Origin of the sequence: Streptomyces guryensis (assembly GCF_021261325.1) — a bacterium.
GTDB classification, from domain to species: Bacteria; Actinomycetota; Actinomycetes; order Streptomycetales; family Streptomycetaceae; genus Streptomyces; species Streptomyces guryensis.
In genome coordinates this window covers 82,610-98,587 of the sequence record NZ_JAJSBI010000013.1, presented here as the reverse complement: position 1 = coordinate 98,587, position 15,978 = coordinate 82,610, and the positions used below count along the sequence as shown (strand labels likewise).

The following is a 15,978-nucleotide window of genomic DNA, read 5'->3' as shown; positions in this document are numbered from 1 at the left end:
TACTGCGTTCATTTCAGGTTGTGGAGAACCGTTTGTCCACAGCCTGAAGGTGCCTGTAGCCAAAATGTGCCGACGACCGAACAATCGGTAGGTGAGGCGCATCACACCCGTGGCGCGCCTGAAGCCGCTCCCACGAGGAGGTGCCGTCATGACGGTCATGGAGCAGCGGGGCGGGTATCGGCCATCGCCGCCCCCCGCCTGGCAGCCCCGCACGGACCCCGCGCCCCTGCTGCCCGACGCGGAGCCCTATCGCGTCCTCGGCACCGAGGCCGCCGCGAAGGCCGACCCGGCCCTGCTGCGCCGCCTGTACGCCGAACTGGTCCGTGGCCGCAGGTACAACGTGCAGGCGACCGCGCTCACCAAGCAGGGCCGCCTCGCCGTCTACCCCTCCAGCACCGGCCAGGAGGCCTGCCAGGTCGCCGCCGCGCTCGCCCTCAAGGAGCGCGACTGGCTCTTCCCCAGCTACCGCGACACGCTCGCCGCCGTCGCCCGCGGCCTGGACCCCGTCCAGGCGCTCACCCTCCTGCGCGGCGACTGGCACACCGGCTACGACCCGCACGAACACCGCGTGGCCCCCCTGTGCACCCCCCTCGCCACCCAGCTCCCGCACGCCGTCGGCCTCGCGCACGCCGCCCGCCTCAAGGGCGACGACGTGGTCGCGCTCGCCATGGTCGGTGACGGCGGCTCCAGCGAGGGCGACTTCCACGAGGCACTGAACTTCGCCGCCGTCTGGCGGGCCCCGGTCGTCTTCCTCGTCCAGAACAACGGCTTCGCGATCTCCGTCCCGCTCGCCAAGCAGACCGCGGCGCCGTCGCTGGCCCACAAGGCCGTCGGCTACGGCATGCCCGGCCGCCTGGTCGACGGCAACGACGCGGCCGCCGTGCACGAGGTCCTCACCGATGCCGTGCGCAGTGCGCGCGAGGGCGGCGGCCCCACGCTGATCGAGGCGATCACCTACCGCGTCGACGCCCACACCAACGCCGACGACGCGACCCGCTACCGCGGCGACGCCGAGGTAGCGGCCTGGCGCGCGCACGACCCCATCGCGCTCCTGGAGCACGAACTGACCGAGCGCGGCCTGCTCGACGACGACGCCATCCGCGCCGCCCGCGACGCCGCCGAGACCATGGCCGCCGACCTGCGCGAACGCATGAACCAGGACCCGGTCCTCGACCCGATGGACCTGTTCGCCCACGTGTACGCCGAGCCCACCGGGCAACTGCGCGAACAGCGCGCCCAGTTGCAGGCCGAGCTGCACGCGGAACAGGAAGGCGGGCACTGATGACCACCGTCGCCCTCAAGCCGGCCACTATGGCGCAGGCGCTCACGCGCGCGCTGCGCGACGCCATGGCCGCCGACCCCACCGTGCACGTCATGGGCGAGGATGTCGGCACCCTCGGCGGGGTCTTCCGCGTCACCGACGGCCTCGCCAAGGAGTTCGGCGAGGACCGCTGCACGGACACCCCGCTCGCCGAGGCGGGCATCCTCGGCACCGCGGTGGGCATGGCGATGTACGGCCTGCGCCCGGTCGTGGAGATGCAGTTCGACGCGTTCGCCTACCCGGCGTTCGAGCAGCTGATCTCGCACGTGTCCCGGATGCGCAACCGTACCCGCGGCGCGATGCCCCTCCCGCTCACCATCCGCGTCCCCTACGGCGGCGGCATCGGCGGCGTCGAGCACCACAGCGACTCCTCCGAGGCGTACTACATGGCGACTCCGGGGCTCCATGTCGTCACGCCCGCCACCGTCGCCGACGCCTACGGACTGCTGCGCGCCGCCATCGCCTCCGACGACCCGGTCGTCTTCCTCGAACCCAAGCGCCTGTACTGGTCCAAGGACTCCTGGAACCCGGAGCACCCGATGGACGTTGAACCGATAGGCCGCGCGATGGTGCGGCGCTCCGGCGGGAGCGCCACGCTCGTCACCTACGGGCCGTCGGTGCCCGTCTGCCTCGAAGCCGCCGAGGCCGCGCGGGCCGAGGGCTGGGACCTCGAAGTCGTCGACCTGCGCTCCCTGGTGCCGTTCGACGACGAGACGGTCTGCGCCTCGGTACGGCGGACCGGGCGCGCGGTCGTCGTACACGAGTCGGGCGGGTTCGGCGGCCCGGGCGGGGAGATCGCGGCCCGTGTCACGGAGCGCTGCTTCCACCACCTGGAGGCACCGGTGCTGCGCGTGGCCGGGTTCGACATCCCCTACCCGCCGCCCATGCTGGAGCGCCACCACCTGCCCGGCGTGGACCGGATCCTGGATGCCGTGGGGCGTCTGCAGTGGGAGGCCGAGAGCTGATGGCACAGGTGTTGGAGTTCAAGCTCCCCGACCTCGGGGAGGGACTCACCGAGGCGGAGATCGTCCGCTGGCTGGTGGAGGTCGGCGACGTCGTCGCCGTCGACCAGCCGGTCGTCGAGGTCGAGACGGCCAAGGCGCTCGTCGATGTGCCCTGCCCCTACGGCGGTGTGATCACCGCCCGCTTCGGCGAGGAGGGCACCGAACTGCCCGTCGGCGCACCCCTGCTGACCGTCGCGGTGGGACCGACGGCCTCCGGAGCCGAAACCGAGGGCTCGGGCAACGTGCTGGTGGGATACGGCACTTCGGAGGCACCCGCGCGACGCCGGAGGGTACGGCCGGGACAGACGGCGCCATCCGCGCCCCGGGAGGCGAACGGAAGCTCCGGCACACGAGAGACGGCGGACGGCCCCGTCCCCGTGATCTCGCCGCTGGTGCGCAGGCTCGCCCGGCAGAACGGCCTGGATCTGAAGGAGATGACGGGCTCCGGCCCCGACGGGCTGATCCTGCGGGCGGACGTCGAGTACGCGCTGCGTGCCGCCGAGGCGCAGGGGCGGACAGCCGAGCCGACTGCCACGCCCCAGGCGCCCGCGCCGACCTCCGCCGCGGGAACCGCCCTCCGCATCCCCCTCAAGGGCATCCGCGGTGCGGTCGCCGACAAGCTCTCCCGCAGCCGCCGAGAGATACCGGACGCGACCTGCTGGGTGGACGCCGACGCGACCGAGCTCATGCGCGCGCGTGCCGCAATGAACGCCTCGGGCGGGCCGAAGATCTCCCTCGTAGCCCTGCTGGCCCGCATCTGCACGGCCGCCCTCGCCCGGTTCCCTGAGCTCAACTCCACGGTCGACATGGAGGCCAGGGAGGTCGTCCAGCTCGACCACGTACACCTCGGCTTCGCCGCGCAGACCGAGCGGGGCCTCGTCGTCCCGGTCGTACGGGACGCACACGCGCGCGACGCCGAGGCGCTCACCGCGGAGTTCGCCCGGCTGACCGAGGCGGCCCGCACGGGCAGCCTCACCCCCGGGGAACTCACCGGTTCCACCTTCACCCTGAACAACTACGGCGTCTTCGGCGTCGACGGGTCCACGCCGATCATCAACCACCCCGAGGCGGCCATGCTCGGCGTCGGCCGCATCGTCCCCAAGCCGTGGGTGCACGAAGGCGAGCTCGCTGTGCGGCAGGTCGTCCAGCTCTCGCTCACCTTCGACCACCGGGTGTGCGACGGCGGCACGGCAGGCGGCTTCCTGCGGTACGTGGCCGACTGCGTGGAACAGCCGGCCGTCCTGCTGCGCACGCTCTGACGGTGAGGACGCCCGCACGTTCCGCGTGACGCCCATACGTTCCGTGTGACGCCCGTACATTCCCTGTGATCGCGACGGCACGCATACTCGGGGGATGACCACGCACGAGCCCGCCGACGACCCCGGCGCCGCCCCGGCGTACGACGCGTACGACGCCGTCGTGCTCGCCGGGGGCGCCGCCCGGCGGCTCGGCGGCGCCGACAAGCCCGGCGTGCACGTCGGCGGCCGGGCGCTGCTCGACCGGGTGCTGACCGCATGCGCCGACGCCCGCACCACCGTCGTCGTCGCCGACTCCCGGCCCACCGCCCGGCCCGTGCGGTGGGCCCGCGAGGACCCGCCCGGCGCGGGCCCCCTCGCCGCACTCGGCGCCGGGCTGCACCACACGACGTCCGAGCAGACCGTCGTGCTCTCCGCCGACCTGCCGTTCCTCGGGGCGGCCACCGTGCTGCGGCTGCTGAGCGCGCTGCACGCGAGCCAAGCCGACGGCGTCCTGCTCACCGACGCCGACGGCCGCGACCAGCCCCTCGTCGCCGCCTACCGCACGCACGCGCTGCGCCGCGAACTGGCCGCGCTCGCCACCGAGCACGGCAGCCTCACCGGGCTGCCGCTGCGCCGGCTGACCGCCGCCCTCCATCTCACCCGCGTCCCGGACCCCGTCGCCTCCTTCGACTGCGACACCTGGGACGACATCGCCACCGCCAGGGCACGCATCAGGGAGCATGGGCACGTGTTGGATGAATGGATTTCCGCAGCCAAGGACGAGCTGGGCATCGACCTCGACGTCGACACCGGCGTCCTGCTCGACCTCGCCCGCGACGCCGCCCACGGGGTGGCCAGGCCGGCGGCACCGCTGACCACCTTCCTCGTCGGCTACGCGGCCGCCCAGGCCGGCGGAGGCCCCGAAGCCGTCGCCGAAGCCACCCGCAAGGCGGTGGCTCTCGCCCAGCGCTGGGCCGCAGAGGCCGACGCAACGGACGAGGCCGCCGCCAAGCCCGACCTCGGCCCCGACGCCCGCCCGGACGCCGGATGACCGCCCGCTCCGCCCGGACCGGCGAGGACGTCGAGGACCTCGACGTCGAGGAGGTGCTCGCCCTGGTGAAGGAACCCGACCACCGCACCCCCGGCGACTCCGCGGCCGAGCCCGCCCCGCAGGCTGCCTCCCACGCGGGGCCGCACAAGCCCGATGCCCACCACCGGGCAACCGCCTGGCCAGAGGCCCGGGCGATCGCCGCCCGCGCCGCCCGGTCCGGCGCCCGCCGGCCCCTCCTCTCCGCCCCCCTCGAAGCCTCCCTCGGCCTCACCCTCGCCGCCCCCCTCACCGCCCTCACCGACCTGCCCTCCTTCGACACCTCGGCGATGGACGGCTGGGCGGTCGCGGGACCCGGCCCCTGGGACGTACGGGACGAGGGTGTCCTGGCCGGACATGGCGAGCCCGGAGCCCTCACCGACGGCGAGGCCGTCCGTATCGCCACCGGCGCCCGCATCCCCCCGGACACCACCGCGGTGATCCGCAGCGAACACGGCCGCACCGACGACAAGGGCCGCCTGCACGCCACCCGCGACGTGCAGCACGGCCAGGACATCCGCCCCCGCGGCCAGGAGTGCCGCACCGGCGACCAGCTGCTCCCCGTCGGCGCCCTGGTGACCCCCGCCGTACTCGGCCTCGCCGCGGCCGCGGGCTACGACACCGTCACCGCCGTCCCCCGCCCCCGCGTCCAGGTCCTCGTCCTGGGCGACGAGTTGCTCACCGAGGGGCGACCGCACGACGGCCTGATCCGGGACGCCCTCGGCCCGATGCTGCCTCCCTGGCTGCGGGCCCTGGGCGCCGAAGTGACCTCCGTTCGAAGGCTCGGCGACGACGCAAAGGCCCTGCGCAAGGCCATCACCGGCTCCGAGGCCGACCTGATCGTCACCACCGGCGGCACCGCCTCCGGCCCCGTCGACCACGTCCACCCCACCCTGCGGCGCATCGGCGCCGAGCTCCTCGTGGACGGAGTGAAGGTGCGCCCCGGCCACCCGATGCTGCTGGCCCGCACCAAGGAGAACCAGCACCTCGTCGGCCTGCCCGGCAACCCCCTGGCCGCCGTCTCCGGCCTGCTCACCCTCGCCGAGCCGCTGCTGCGCACGCTCGCCGCACGCCCCGCCCCGGAGCCGTACACCCTGCCCGTCCAGGACGGTGCACACGGGCATCCGTACGACACCCGGCTCGTCCCCGTGGTGCTGCGCGGCGACAGCGCCGTGCCGCTGCACTACAACGGTCCGGCCATGCTGCGCGGCATCGCGGCGGCCGACGCCCTCGCCGTCGTACCACCGGGCGGCGCCCGGCCGGGTCAGGAGCTGGAACTCCTCGACCTGCCCTGGGCGTCCGCCGGAATCGGGGTGTGTTTCACGTGAAACTTCCGGGCCATGACGCGATCGCCCGCCAGGCGGACGAACGTCTCGTGACCCATCGCGTGAGACTGCCGAGGAAGGTGGTCGACCGGCCCATCCGCCAGGTGGCCAAACGGGTGTTACTGGCCCTGGCGGTGCTGGTCGCCACCGCCCTGATCGTCTACGCCGACCACGACGGCTACCACGACAACTCCGACAGCTCGGTCGGCCTCCTCGACGCCTTCTACTACGCGACCGTCACCCTCTCCACCACCGGATACGGCGACATCACCCCGGTCAGCGACGCCGCCCGGCTCACCAACATCTTCGTCGTCACGCCGCTGCGTGTGCTCTTCCTGATCATCCTGGTCGGCACCACGCTCGAGGTCCTCACCGAACGCACCCGGGTCGAATAGCGTCTGAACCGCTGGAGGTCCACCTTGCGCGACCACACCGTCGTCGTCGGCTTCGGGACGAAGGGCGCTCGGCGATCCAGACCGTGTGTGCGACGGGGCTGAAGAAGGAGCAGGTCGTCGTGGTCGACCCCAGTTCCAAGGTGGTCGACGCCGCGACGGCCGAGGGCTACGCGGGCGTTGTCGGAGACGCGACACGCAGCGACGTGCTGAAGCGGGCCGAGGTGCACCGAGCACGGCAGATCATCATCATCACCAGCGCCGCCGGCCGCCTGCTCGGCCTGTCCGTGCTCAGCCCGGCGGCCGGCATGGTCATGGAGGACCTCATCCAGCAGGGCAGCGGGCTCGACATGATCGAGCGGACCGTGCTGAAGGCCGAGGTGGGCGGGGCTCCGCGGGAGACCGAGGACCTGGTCGTGAGCGTCGTACGCGGGCACCGGGTGCTCGGATACGACGATCCGGCCGGTCGGGACACTGCAGTTGACGGACCGGCTGATCACCATCGTGCGGGCGTCGCCGGGCGCACAGGTCGCACCCCGCGTCCGGCCCCTGCCCCAGGAGTGATCACCTGAGGTTGCGGAGCCGCACCGTGACCGGCCCGAAGACGGCAGGGAGTAGCGTCCCCTTCATGCATGCGATCACGATTCCCGAACCTGGTGGGCCCGAGGCGCTGGTGTGGGACGAGGTCCCGGATCCGGTGGCCGGCGAGGGCGAGGTCCTGGTCGAGGTGGTGGCCGGCGCCGTCAACCGCGCCGACATCCTGCAACGGCAGGGCTTCTACGACCCGCCGCCCGGAGCGTCGCCCTACCCCGGCCTGGAGTGTTCCGGCCGGGTCGCCGCGCTCGGTCCCGGAGTCTCCGGCTGGACCGTCGGCGACGAGGTGTGCGCGCTGCTCTCGGGCGGCGGCTACGCCGAGAAGGTCGCGATCCCGGCCGGCCAGCTGCTGCCTGTCCCCAAGGGCGTCGACCTCAAGAAGGCGGCCGCGCTCCCGGAGGTGGTCTGCACGGTCTGGTCCAACGTCTTCATGATCGCCCACCTGCGCCCCGGTGAGACGCTGCTCGTGCACGGCGGCTCCAGCGGCATCGGCACCATGGCGATCCAGCTCGCCAAGGCAGTCGGCGCCAAGGTCGCCGTCACGGCCGGCACCCGGGAGAAGCTGGAGCAGTGCGCCGAGCTGGGCGCCGACATCCTGATCAACTACCGGGAGCAGGACTTCGTCGCCGAGGTCAAGAAGGCCACGGACGGCGCGGGTGCCGACGTCATCCTCGACAACATGGGCGCCAAGTACCTCGACCGCAACGTCCAGACCCTCGCCGTCAACGGCCGTCTGGCGATCATCGGCATGCAGGGCGGCATCAAGGGAGAGCTGAACATCGCCGCGCTCCTGGGCAAGCGGGCCGCCATCAGCGCGACCTCGCTGCGCGCCCGCCCGCTCACCGAGAAGGCCGCGATCGTCGCGGCCGTACGCGAGCATGTGTGGCCGCTGCTCGACGCCGGCCACGTCCGGCCCGTCGTCGACCGCGAGCTCCCGATGGACGACGCGGCGGCGGCCCACCGGGTCGTCGAGGAGAGCGGACACGTGGGCAAGGTGCTGCTGGTCGTGCCCTGAGTTCCTCTCGTGCCCCGAGTTCCTCTCGTGCCCTGGATTCCTCTCGCGCCCTGGATTCCTCTCGTGCCCTGGATCTGCGGCGTCCCCTATGCCCGCCGCATCCGCAGGCCGATGAAGGCCAGTCCCAGGCCGAGCCCGATCAGGACCAGTCCGCTGCCCAGCGGCAGGATCCGCAGGACGGGCTCGGCGGGCTGCTGGGCGGCCTGCTGCGCTGGGCGCTGCGCGGGCTGGGAGGGCACCAGGCCGGCCTCCGCGGGCGGCGAGGCCGAGGCGGCCTGCCCCGCGTCCGCCTCCCGGGAGGCGGTGCCCTCGCTCCCCTCGTCCGAGGAGTCGCCCGTGGACTCGTCCGCCGCCGTCTCCCGTCGCCCCGGCCGCTCCCGGCCCTCACCCGCCCGGCTCCCCGCACGAGACGGCTCGGGAGAGAGGGAGGAAGACGCGGAGGAAGACGCGGAGGAAGACGCGGAGGCAGCGTGAGAAGGAGCCGCGGGTGCTCCCTCAACGGGCCTGCGTCCAGGGTCGAGCGCCGATACGGGCCCATGCGTCGAGAGGGACCCATGCGTCGATACGGGCCCGTGCGTCGAAACACTCCCGTGCGTCCATACACCCCCGTACGACGCAACGGCGCCGTAGGACGACCCGCCCCCGCACGGGAACACGAGTACGCCCGTCCCCACCCCCACCACCAGTCCGGCCCCCTGCAAAGCACGCAGCCATGGAGTCACGCCCCAAGCGTCACATTGGCGGGTACTTCCGGCATTCCGGGTTCCGCCAAAAGTCCGAACCCGCTGCACAATCCGGGTAGGTCGATGGGCCACGGGCTGCCTGCGCTCCTCGAAGACGGACCCCGCCACGGCTCCCGGCTGTGCACCGAGTTCGAGGCGCGCAGCAGGACCAGGACGGCGAGGACGAGGCCGGCCGGGTGCTGTACGCGCTGACGGAGACGGGCCGGGTCGAGCGCGGGCCTGGTTCGCACGTCCCGAGCAGCGGGCCCCTCCGCCGCGCGCGGAGCCGGCGATCAAGCTGGTGTCGGCGGTCGGGGCGCCCGGTGTCGACGTCCGGGAGGTCGTCGAGGCGCAGCGCGGGCATATGGCGGCTCAGGACGGAAACTCCCGCCCTGTAGGGAAATCTCCCGCACCCCAAACGGTGGATCACTCTCCACAGGGGGCACCACGGTGATGAGATGCACACGTGCGAGAGAATGGCGACATGGAGATGCCGAGGAACGACAGGTCGCCGGAGAATCCCCAGATCCTGGTCGTGGGCCAGGACGGAATGGCGATCGGCGGTGGAGACGACGACTCCCGCGAGATTCCGGTGACGGAGCAGGTCGAGCAGCCGGCCAAGGTGATGCGGATCGGCAGCATGATCAAGCAGCTCCTGGAGGAGGTGCGCGTCGCTCCCCTGGACGAGGCGAGCCGGGCCCGGCTCAAGGAGATCCACCGCAGTTCGGTGAAGGAGCTGGAGGACGGGCTGGCGCCGGAGCTGGTCGAGGAGCTGGAGCGGCTCTCCCTGCCCTTCACGGACGAGGGCACGCCCAGCGACGCCGAACTGCGCATCGCGCAGGCCCAGTTGGTGGGCTGGCTGGAGGGCCTCTTCCACGGCATCCAGACCACGCTGTTCGCCCAGCAGATGGCCGCGCGGGCCCAGCTGGAGCAGATGCGGCGCGCGCTGCCGCCGGGCATCGGGCACGAGATGGGTGAGGAAGGCCACACGGCCGGCCGCTCGGGCGGCCCGTACCTGTAGCCCGCGGACGGCCTGTAGCGACGCAGACGCAAGGGAAAGGGCCCGGCGGCCTCGGCCGCCGGGCCCTTCGTCATACGTGCGTCCGCGAGGCCGGGGTCAGGACGGGTTGCCCGTCGAGACGTCGAGCGTGATCTTGACCTTGTCCGGGTCGACGTCCGAGCCGGCCTCGGGGGACTGGTCGATCACCGCGCCCTCGCCGTACGTGTTCTCGTCGTAGTCGTTGACCACCAGCGACCAGCCCGCGGACTTCGCGCACTCCTTGACCGACTCGATGTACTTGAACCGGAAGTCGGGCACCCGGATCTTGTTCTCGTCGGTGTACGACTCCTGCGGCTCCGTGCACTCCGTCGAGTCGATCACCTTGGTGGTGTCAGGCCCGCGCCAGTCGGCCGCGTGCGTCGTCGTCGGGGCCGCGCTGCTGCCGCCGCTGCCGCTGCCCCCGTCGCCTCCCCCGCCCCCGCCCCCGTTGAGCGCCAGGGCCGCGATCAGGCCGCCGACGGCGATGATCGAGACGACGATCGTGCCGATGACCACCGACTTGTTGTTCTTGCCGCCGCCAGGGGGCGCGGACGGCCGCTGCTGGGGCGTGAGGTTGTACGGCGGCGGGGTCTGCGGCTGCGCGTACGGGGACGGCGTCGGGTAGCCGCCCTGCTGCGGGTAGCCGTACGCCGGAGAAGGAGGAGGCGTGGGCGCGCCGTACGGGTTGGGGGTGGGCGGCTGGGGCGGCTGGTACGGCGTCTGTACGGGGCCGGGCGGGGCCGGGGGCGCCTGGCTGACCGGCGGGAACACCGCCGCGCCGACTCCGGCGCCGCTCTGGCTGCGGGAGCTCGGCACGATGCTCGGCGGGGCGGCCTGGAGGGACGCGGCCACGCGCAGGCACTCGGCACGCATCGACTCCGAGCTCGGGAAACGCTCGTTCGGGTTCTTCTTCAGTGCGCGGGCAACCAGCGCGTCCACCGCGGGAGGCAGCGCCCGGTTGATCGACGAAGGAGCCACCGGCTCCTCCTGCACATGCGCGTACGCGATCGCCAGGGGTGAGTCCGCCTCGAACGGCAGCCGCCCGGTGACCAGTTGGAACAGCATGATGCCGACCGAGTAGAGGTCGGACCGGGCGTCCACGCTCCGCCCGAGGGCCTGCTCAGGCGACAGGTACTGCGGGGTGCCGACGACCATGCCGGTCTGCGTCATCGACGTCACACCGGACTGCATGGCGCGCGCGATGCCGAAGTCCATCACCTTGACGACGCCGCGCTTGGTGACCATCACGTTGCCCGGCTTGATGTCCCGGTGGACCAGGCCCATCTCGTGGCTGATCTCCAGCGCCGCGAGAACGTCCGCTGTGATCTTCAGTGCCTTGTCGGCGGGCATCGCGCCCTGCTGCCGTACGTCCTCGTCGAGCACCGAGCCCAGCGGGCGGCCCTCGACGTACTCCATGACGATGTACGGGGTGGGCGTTCCGGAGCCCGCGGCGGAGCCGCTGTCGAATGCAGTGTCCTCGCCGGTGTCGAAGACCGAGACGATATTGGTGTGAGTGAGCTTCGCCACGGCCTGGGCCTCGCGGCGGAAGCGCTCGCGGAAGGCCTGCTCGCGGCCGAGTTCGGTGTGCAGGGTCTTGATCGCGACCTGGCGGTCCAGCACGGAGTCGTAGGCCAGGTGCACGGAGGCCATGCCGCCCTCGCCGAGCAGGTCGCGCAGTTGATAGCGGCCGCCGGCGAGCGCCCGCCCCGCGTACCGGCCCTGTGCGCCGTCCAGGCTCATGTTTCCGCTTCCCCCGTGGGCCTTGAGGCGCCGTTGACTGCCGATGATCGAAAGTGCTATTCCCGGCCAAGTCTGCCCCAGGGCAGTGACACGTCAAGCTCGGTGCCCGATCCGTGACCGTACGCGATAGAAGCGTCGCGGGAGCGTTACAGAGGCTGTACGGGCGGTACACAGAACTTGCACGCACCCACGGGATGACGGTTTGATGGCCGGTCCGTCCTGTGCCGGTTCCGGCCCCCTTCTCGGACCGGCGGCTTGCCTTGAGGCTGTAGCGTGGCCGACGGAGACCGTAACAACACCGCGCGCACCGCGGGCAGAAACGACGGCGAGGACTGATGGCACAGCAGCAGCGCGCCCAGGGCCCGTCCGACCCCGAGGCGACTGGCGGCGGTATGTCAGATGCGCCGGAAATGTGGGGGAACGGCGGATTGGTCGGGGACGGCCGGTATCGGCTGACCCGCAGACTCGGCCGGGGCGGCATGGCAGAGGTTTTCGCCGCGGAGGACGTGCGCCTCGGGCGCACCGTCGCGGTCAAGCTGCTCCGTGCCGACCTCGCCGAGGACCCGGTCTCCAAGGCCCGCTTCACGCGTGAGGCCCAGTCGGTGGCCGGCCTCAACCATCATGCGATCGTCGCCGTGTACGACTCCGGCGAGGACACGCTGCCGGGCGGCGGCTACGGCACGGGGGGCGCCCAGAGCGTCCCGTACATCGTGATGGAGATCGTCGAGGGGCGGACCATCCGCGACCTTCTGATCAACGCCGAGGCGCCGGGCCCCGAGCAGGCCCTGATCATCGTCTCCGGTGTGCTGGAGGCGCTCGCCTACTCGCACCAGCACGGCATCGTGCACCGCGACATCAAGCCGGCGAACGTGATCATCACGCACAGCGGCGCGGTGAAGGTGATGGACTTCGGCATCGCCCGTGCCCTGCACGGCGCGCAGTCGACGATGACGCAGACCGGCATGGTCATGGGCACGCCGCAGTACCTCTCCCCGGAGCAGGCGCTCGGCAAGGCCGTCGACCACCGCTCCGACCTGTACGCGACGGGCTGCCTCCTCTACGAACTCCTCGCGCTGCGGCCCCCGTTCACGGGCGAGACCCCGCTGTCCGTGGTCTACCAGCACGTCCAGGACATCCCGACGCCGCCGTCCGAGGTCTCGCGGTCCGTGCCGCCGGAGCTCGACGGCCTCGTCATGCGCTCGCTCGCCAAGGACCCGGACGACCGCTTCCAGACCGCCGAGGAGATGCGCGGCCTCGTCCAGTACGGGCTGCAGATGCTGTACGACCAGGGCGGCCACACCGGCACCTGGAACACCGGCCCGGTCGCCGTGCACGAGGGCCGGAACACCCCGGCGGCGGGCTTCGCGAGCACGACGGTACTGCCGCACCCCGGCGACTCCTCGGGTACGACGCAGATCCCGCAGCCGATCCTGCCCTCCGGCTACGGCGGCGGGGACGACGGCGGCTTCGAGGGGCACGGCAACAGGGGCAGCGGCCGCGGCAAGCTGTGGATCCTCGCCGTCCTCGCGGTGATCGCCATCGCGGCGGGTGTCGCGCTGGCGCTGCACAACAGCGGCAACGGCAGTGGCGGCGGCGGTAGCACGCACTCGCCGACCACCTCGCAGACCACCAAGGACGACACGGCCACCGAGTCCCCGACCGACCAGGCGACCGACCAGCCGACGGACACCTCCACGGACAACGGCACCGGCGCCAGCTCCGGGACCGGGAACTACACGCCTTCGTACACGCCCTCGCACAAGCCGTCCGCGACGGCCAGCAGCGAGCCGACCAGCCAGCCTTCGGACCCGGCGACGACCGAGCAGCCGACGGACAACCCGACCCCGTCGACCCCGCCGACGGACAACCCGACGGACCCGACGAACGGCGGCAGCGACAACGGCGGCACGACGGGGGTCACGTCGGGCGTCGGCGGCTGACCCGGGGCGGAAATCACCTTCACGCGCGCGTGGGGCCCAGCAGGGCTCCACGCGCGCGCTGTTTTTTCGCCCCTTCCCGTGACGTGGGTCACCGGGATAACGTGCCGTTGTTCCGGCCCCCTGCAAGGCTGTGACCAGGAGATGTTCCCGACTTTCGCGATTTACTTGGAAATCCAAGCAAAATCGCAGGTCAGGAGGGGTTTCACAGAAATGTGGAGCACTGGGTAACGTGCCTTTTGCAGGGCGCTCGCCGGGGCACCTGTCACGCCTGTCCCCGACCGGGCCGCACCCACCCTGTGCGTCCGTAGGGCTTCAGGCGAGCCGCACTGGCATCCCGGCGAACCCGGGATGCCGGACCGACGGAGGAGCACACGTGACCGTGGAGAGCACTGCCGCGCGCAAGCCGCGACGCAGCGCCGGTACCAAGAGCACGGCCGGCAAGACGACCACCGCAAGGAAATCGCCGAGCACGGACCCCCAGCTCGTACAGCTGCTGACGCCCGAGGGCGAGCGCGTGAAGAACGCCGAGTACGACGAGTACGTCGCCGGCATCACCCCCGATGAGCTCCGCGGCCTGTACCGCGACATGGTGCTCACCCGCCGCTTCGACGCCGAGGCCACCTCCCTGCAGCGCCAGGGCGAGCTGGGCCTGTGGGCCTCGCTGCTCGGCCAGGAGGCCGCCCAGATCGGCTCCGGCCGGGCCACCCGCGAGGACGACTACGTCTTCCCGACCTACCGCGAGCACGGCGTCGCCTGGTGCCGCGGGGTCGACCCGACCAACCTGCTGGGCATGTTCCGCGGCGTGAACAACGGCGGCTGGGACCCCAGCAGCAACAACTTCCACCTGTACACGATCGTCATCGGCTCCCAGACGCTGCACGCGACGGGCTACGCCATGGGCATCACCAAGGACGGCGCGGACAGCGCGGTCATCGCCTACTTCGGCGACGGTGCCTCCAGCCAGGGCGACGTGGCCGAGTCCTTCACCTTCTCCGCGGTCTACAACGCGCCCGTGGTGTTCTTCTGCCAGAACAACCAGTGGGCGATCTCCGAGCCCACCGAGAAGCAGACCCGCGTCCCGCTCTACCAGCGCGCGCAGGGCTTCGGCTTCCCCGGCGTCCGGGTCGACGGCAACGACGTGCTGGCCTGCCTCGCGGTGACGAAGTGGGCCCTGGAGCGCGCCCGCCGCGGTGAGGGCCCCACCCTCGTCGAGGCGTACACGTACCGCATGGGCGCCCACACCACCTCCGACGACCCGACGAAGTACCGGGCCGACGAGGAACGCGAGGCATGGGAGGCGAAAGACCCGATCCTGCGGCTCCGCCGGTACCTGGAGGCTTCAAACCACGCGGACGAGGGATTCTTCGCGGAACTCGAGGCCGAGAGCGAGGCGTTGGGCAAACGAGTGCGTGAGGCGGTCCGCGCTATGCCCGACCCGGACCACTTCGCCATCTTCGAGAACGTGTACGCGGACGGGCACGCGCTCGTCGACGAGGAACGAGCACAGTTCGCCGCCTACCAGGCGTCGTTCGCGGATGAGGGGGGTCACTGAGATGGCAGAGGCTGTGACATCCAAGGCTGTGACATCCAAAAGCATGGCTCTCGCCAAGGCGATCAACGAGTCGCTGCGCCGCGCCCTGGAATCCGACCCCAAGGTCCTGATCATGGGCGAGGACGTCGGCAAGCTCGGCGGTGTCTTCCGAGTGACGGACGGTCTGCAGAAGGACTTCGGCGAGAGCCGGGTCATCGACACCCCGCTCGCCGAGTCGGGCATCGTGGGCACCGCCATCGGACTCGCGCTCCGCGGCTACCGCCCGGTCGTGGAGATCCAGTTCGACGGCTTCGTCTTCCCCGCCTACGACCAGATCGTCACGCAGCTCGCGAAGATGCACGCGCGCTCGCTGGGCAAGGTCAAGCTCCCGGTCGTCGTCCGCATCCCCTACGGCGGCGGCATCGGCGCGGTGGAACACCACTCCGAGTCCCCCGAGGCGCTCTTCGCCCATGTGTCGGGCCTGAAGGTGGTCAGCCCCTCCAACGCGTCGGACGCCTACTGGATGATGCAGCAGGCCATCCAGAGCGACGACCCGGTGATCTTCTTCGAGCCGAAGCGCCGCTACTGGGACAAGGCCGAGGTCAACACCGAAGCCATCCCCGGCCCGCTGCACAAGGCCCAGGTCGTCCGTGAGGGCACCGACCTGACCCTCGTCGCCTACGGCCCGATGGTCAAGCTCTGCCAGGAGGTCGCCGCCGCGGCCGCCGAGGAGGGCAAGTCCCTGGAGGTCCTGGACCTGCGCTCGATCTCCCCGCTGGACTTCGACTCGGTCCAGGCGTCGGTGGAGAAGACGCGCCGCCTGGTCGTCGTCCACGAGGCGCCGGTGTTCCTCGGCTCGGGCGCGGAGATCGCCGCCCGCATCACGGAGCGCTGCTTCTACCACTTGGAGGCACCGGTCCTCAGGGTCGGCGGCTATCACGCCCCGTACCCGCCGGCCCGCCTGGAGGAGGAGTACCTGCCGGGCCTGGACCGGGTGCTCGACGCCGTCGACCGCGCCCTGGCGTACTGA

The 15,978-nt window shown here is 71.8% G+C and carries 12 protein-coding genes and 2 pseudogenes; 12 read left to right on the top strand and 2 right to left on the bottom strand.

The genetic code is table 11. From position 1 onward, the window contains the following. Positions 1-148 precede the first annotated feature (148 nt). The 7 genes and pseudogenes from pdhA (LJ657_RS25375) to LJ657_RS25345 all read left to right on the top strand — a co-directional run bounded on the left by pdhA (LJ657_RS25375) (position 149) and on the right by LJ657_RS25345 (position 7,976). Positions 149-1,282 carry a pyruvate dehydrogenase (acetyl-transferring) E1 component subunit alpha gene (pdhA, locus tag LJ657_RS25375; protein WP_232651057.1) on the top strand — a complete coding sequence of 378 codons (1,134 nt, stop codon included), beginning with the start codon at positions 149-151 and terminating at the stop codon, positions 1,280-1,282. Continuing rightward, positions 1,282-2,286, top strand: a complete 1,005-nt coding sequence (locus LJ657_RS25370; RefSeq protein ID WP_232651056.1) for an alpha-ketoacid dehydrogenase subunit beta — start codon at positions 1,282-1,284, stop codon at positions 2,284-2,286. Before pdhA (LJ657_RS25375) ends, LJ657_RS25370 begins: the two co-directional genes overlap by 1 nt. Beyond that, the gene (locus LJ657_RS25365; RefSeq protein WP_232651055.1) at positions 2,286-3,584 is read left to right on the top strand and encodes a dihydrolipoamide acetyltransferase family protein; all 1,299 of its coding nucleotides are present in this window, start codon (positions 2,286-2,288) and stop codon (positions 3,582-3,584) included. The genes LJ657_RS25370 and LJ657_RS25365 overlap by 1 nt, the downstream gene beginning before the upstream one ends. Positions 3,585-3,678: 94 nt before the next feature. Beyond that, positions 3,679-4,614: an NTP transferase domain-containing protein gene (locus LJ657_RS25360; RefSeq protein ID WP_232651054.1), complete on the top strand. Its 936-nt coding sequence runs from the start codon at positions 3,679-3,681 to the stop codon at positions 4,612-4,614. Next, positions 4,611-5,978 (top strand): molybdopterin molybdotransferase MoeA, encoded by a 1,368-nt coding sequence (locus tag LJ657_RS25355; protein ID WP_232651053.1) that lies wholly within the window; start codon positions 4,611-4,613, stop codon positions 5,976-5,978. Before LJ657_RS25360 ends, LJ657_RS25355 begins: the two co-directional genes overlap by 4 nt. Then, positions 5,975-6,931, top strand: a pseudogene (locus LJ657_RS25350) (potassium channel family protein). Before LJ657_RS25355 ends, LJ657_RS25350 begins: the two are co-directional and overlap by 4 nt. 64 nt (positions 6,932-6,995) lie before the next feature. Beyond that, positions 6,996-7,976 carry an NAD(P)H-quinone oxidoreductase gene (locus LJ657_RS25345; RefSeq protein WP_232651052.1) on the top strand — a complete coding sequence of 327 codons (981 nt, stop codon included), beginning with the start codon at positions 6,996-6,998 and terminating at the stop codon, positions 7,974-7,976. 86 nt (positions 7,977-8,062) lie between these two features. Here the strand turns inward: LJ657_RS25345 and LJ657_RS25340 are convergent, their stop codons facing one another. Next, a complete protein-coding gene (locus tag LJ657_RS25340; protein ID WP_232651051.1) occupies positions 8,063-8,215 on the bottom strand; it encodes a hypothetical protein in 153 nt (50 codons plus the stop codon). 567 nt (positions 8,216-8,782) lie between these two features. Between LJ657_RS25340 and LJ657_RS25335 the strand changes: the two are divergent. Then, positions 8,783-9,062: pseudogene (locus LJ657_RS25335) on the top strand (PadR family transcriptional regulator); the annotation flags it as partial. Between the two features lie 120 nt (positions 9,063-9,182). Then, positions 9,183-9,719, top strand: a complete 537-nt coding sequence (locus tag LJ657_RS25330) for a bacterial proteasome activator family protein (protein ID WP_232651050.1) — start codon at positions 9,183-9,185, stop codon at positions 9,717-9,719. A gap of 96 nt (positions 9,720-9,815) precedes the next feature. On the opposite strand, the gene LJ657_RS25325 is transcribed toward LJ657_RS25330, so the two are convergent. Next, the gene (locus LJ657_RS25325; RefSeq protein WP_232651049.1) at positions 9,816-11,477 is read right to left on the bottom strand and encodes a protein kinase domain-containing protein; all 1,662 of its coding nucleotides are present in this window, start codon (positions 11,475-11,477) and stop codon (positions 9,816-9,818) included. Positions 11,478-11,812: 335 nt separating this feature from the next. Here LJ657_RS25325 and LJ657_RS25320 point away from each other — a divergent pair, with 335 nt between their 5' ends. The 3 genes from LJ657_RS25320 to LJ657_RS25310 all read left to right on the top strand — a co-directional run bounded on the left by LJ657_RS25320 (position 11,813) and on the right by LJ657_RS25310 (position 15,978). Then, on the top strand, positions 11,813-13,417 hold the full coding sequence (locus tag LJ657_RS25320) for a protein kinase domain-containing protein (protein ID WP_232651048.1): 1,605 nt from the start codon (positions 11,813-11,815) through the stop codon (positions 13,415-13,417). 373 nt (positions 13,418-13,790) lie between these two features. Further along, on the top strand, positions 13,791-14,969 hold the full coding sequence (pdhA, locus tag LJ657_RS25315) for a pyruvate dehydrogenase (acetyl-transferring) E1 component subunit alpha (RefSeq protein WP_232651047.1): 1,179 nt from the start codon (positions 13,791-13,793) through the stop codon (positions 14,967-14,969). A gap of 43 nt (positions 14,970-15,012) precedes the next feature. Further along, on the top strand, positions 15,013-15,978 hold the full coding sequence (locus LJ657_RS25310) for an alpha-ketoacid dehydrogenase subunit beta (RefSeq protein ID WP_232651046.1): 966 nt from the start codon (positions 15,013-15,015) through the stop codon (positions 15,976-15,978).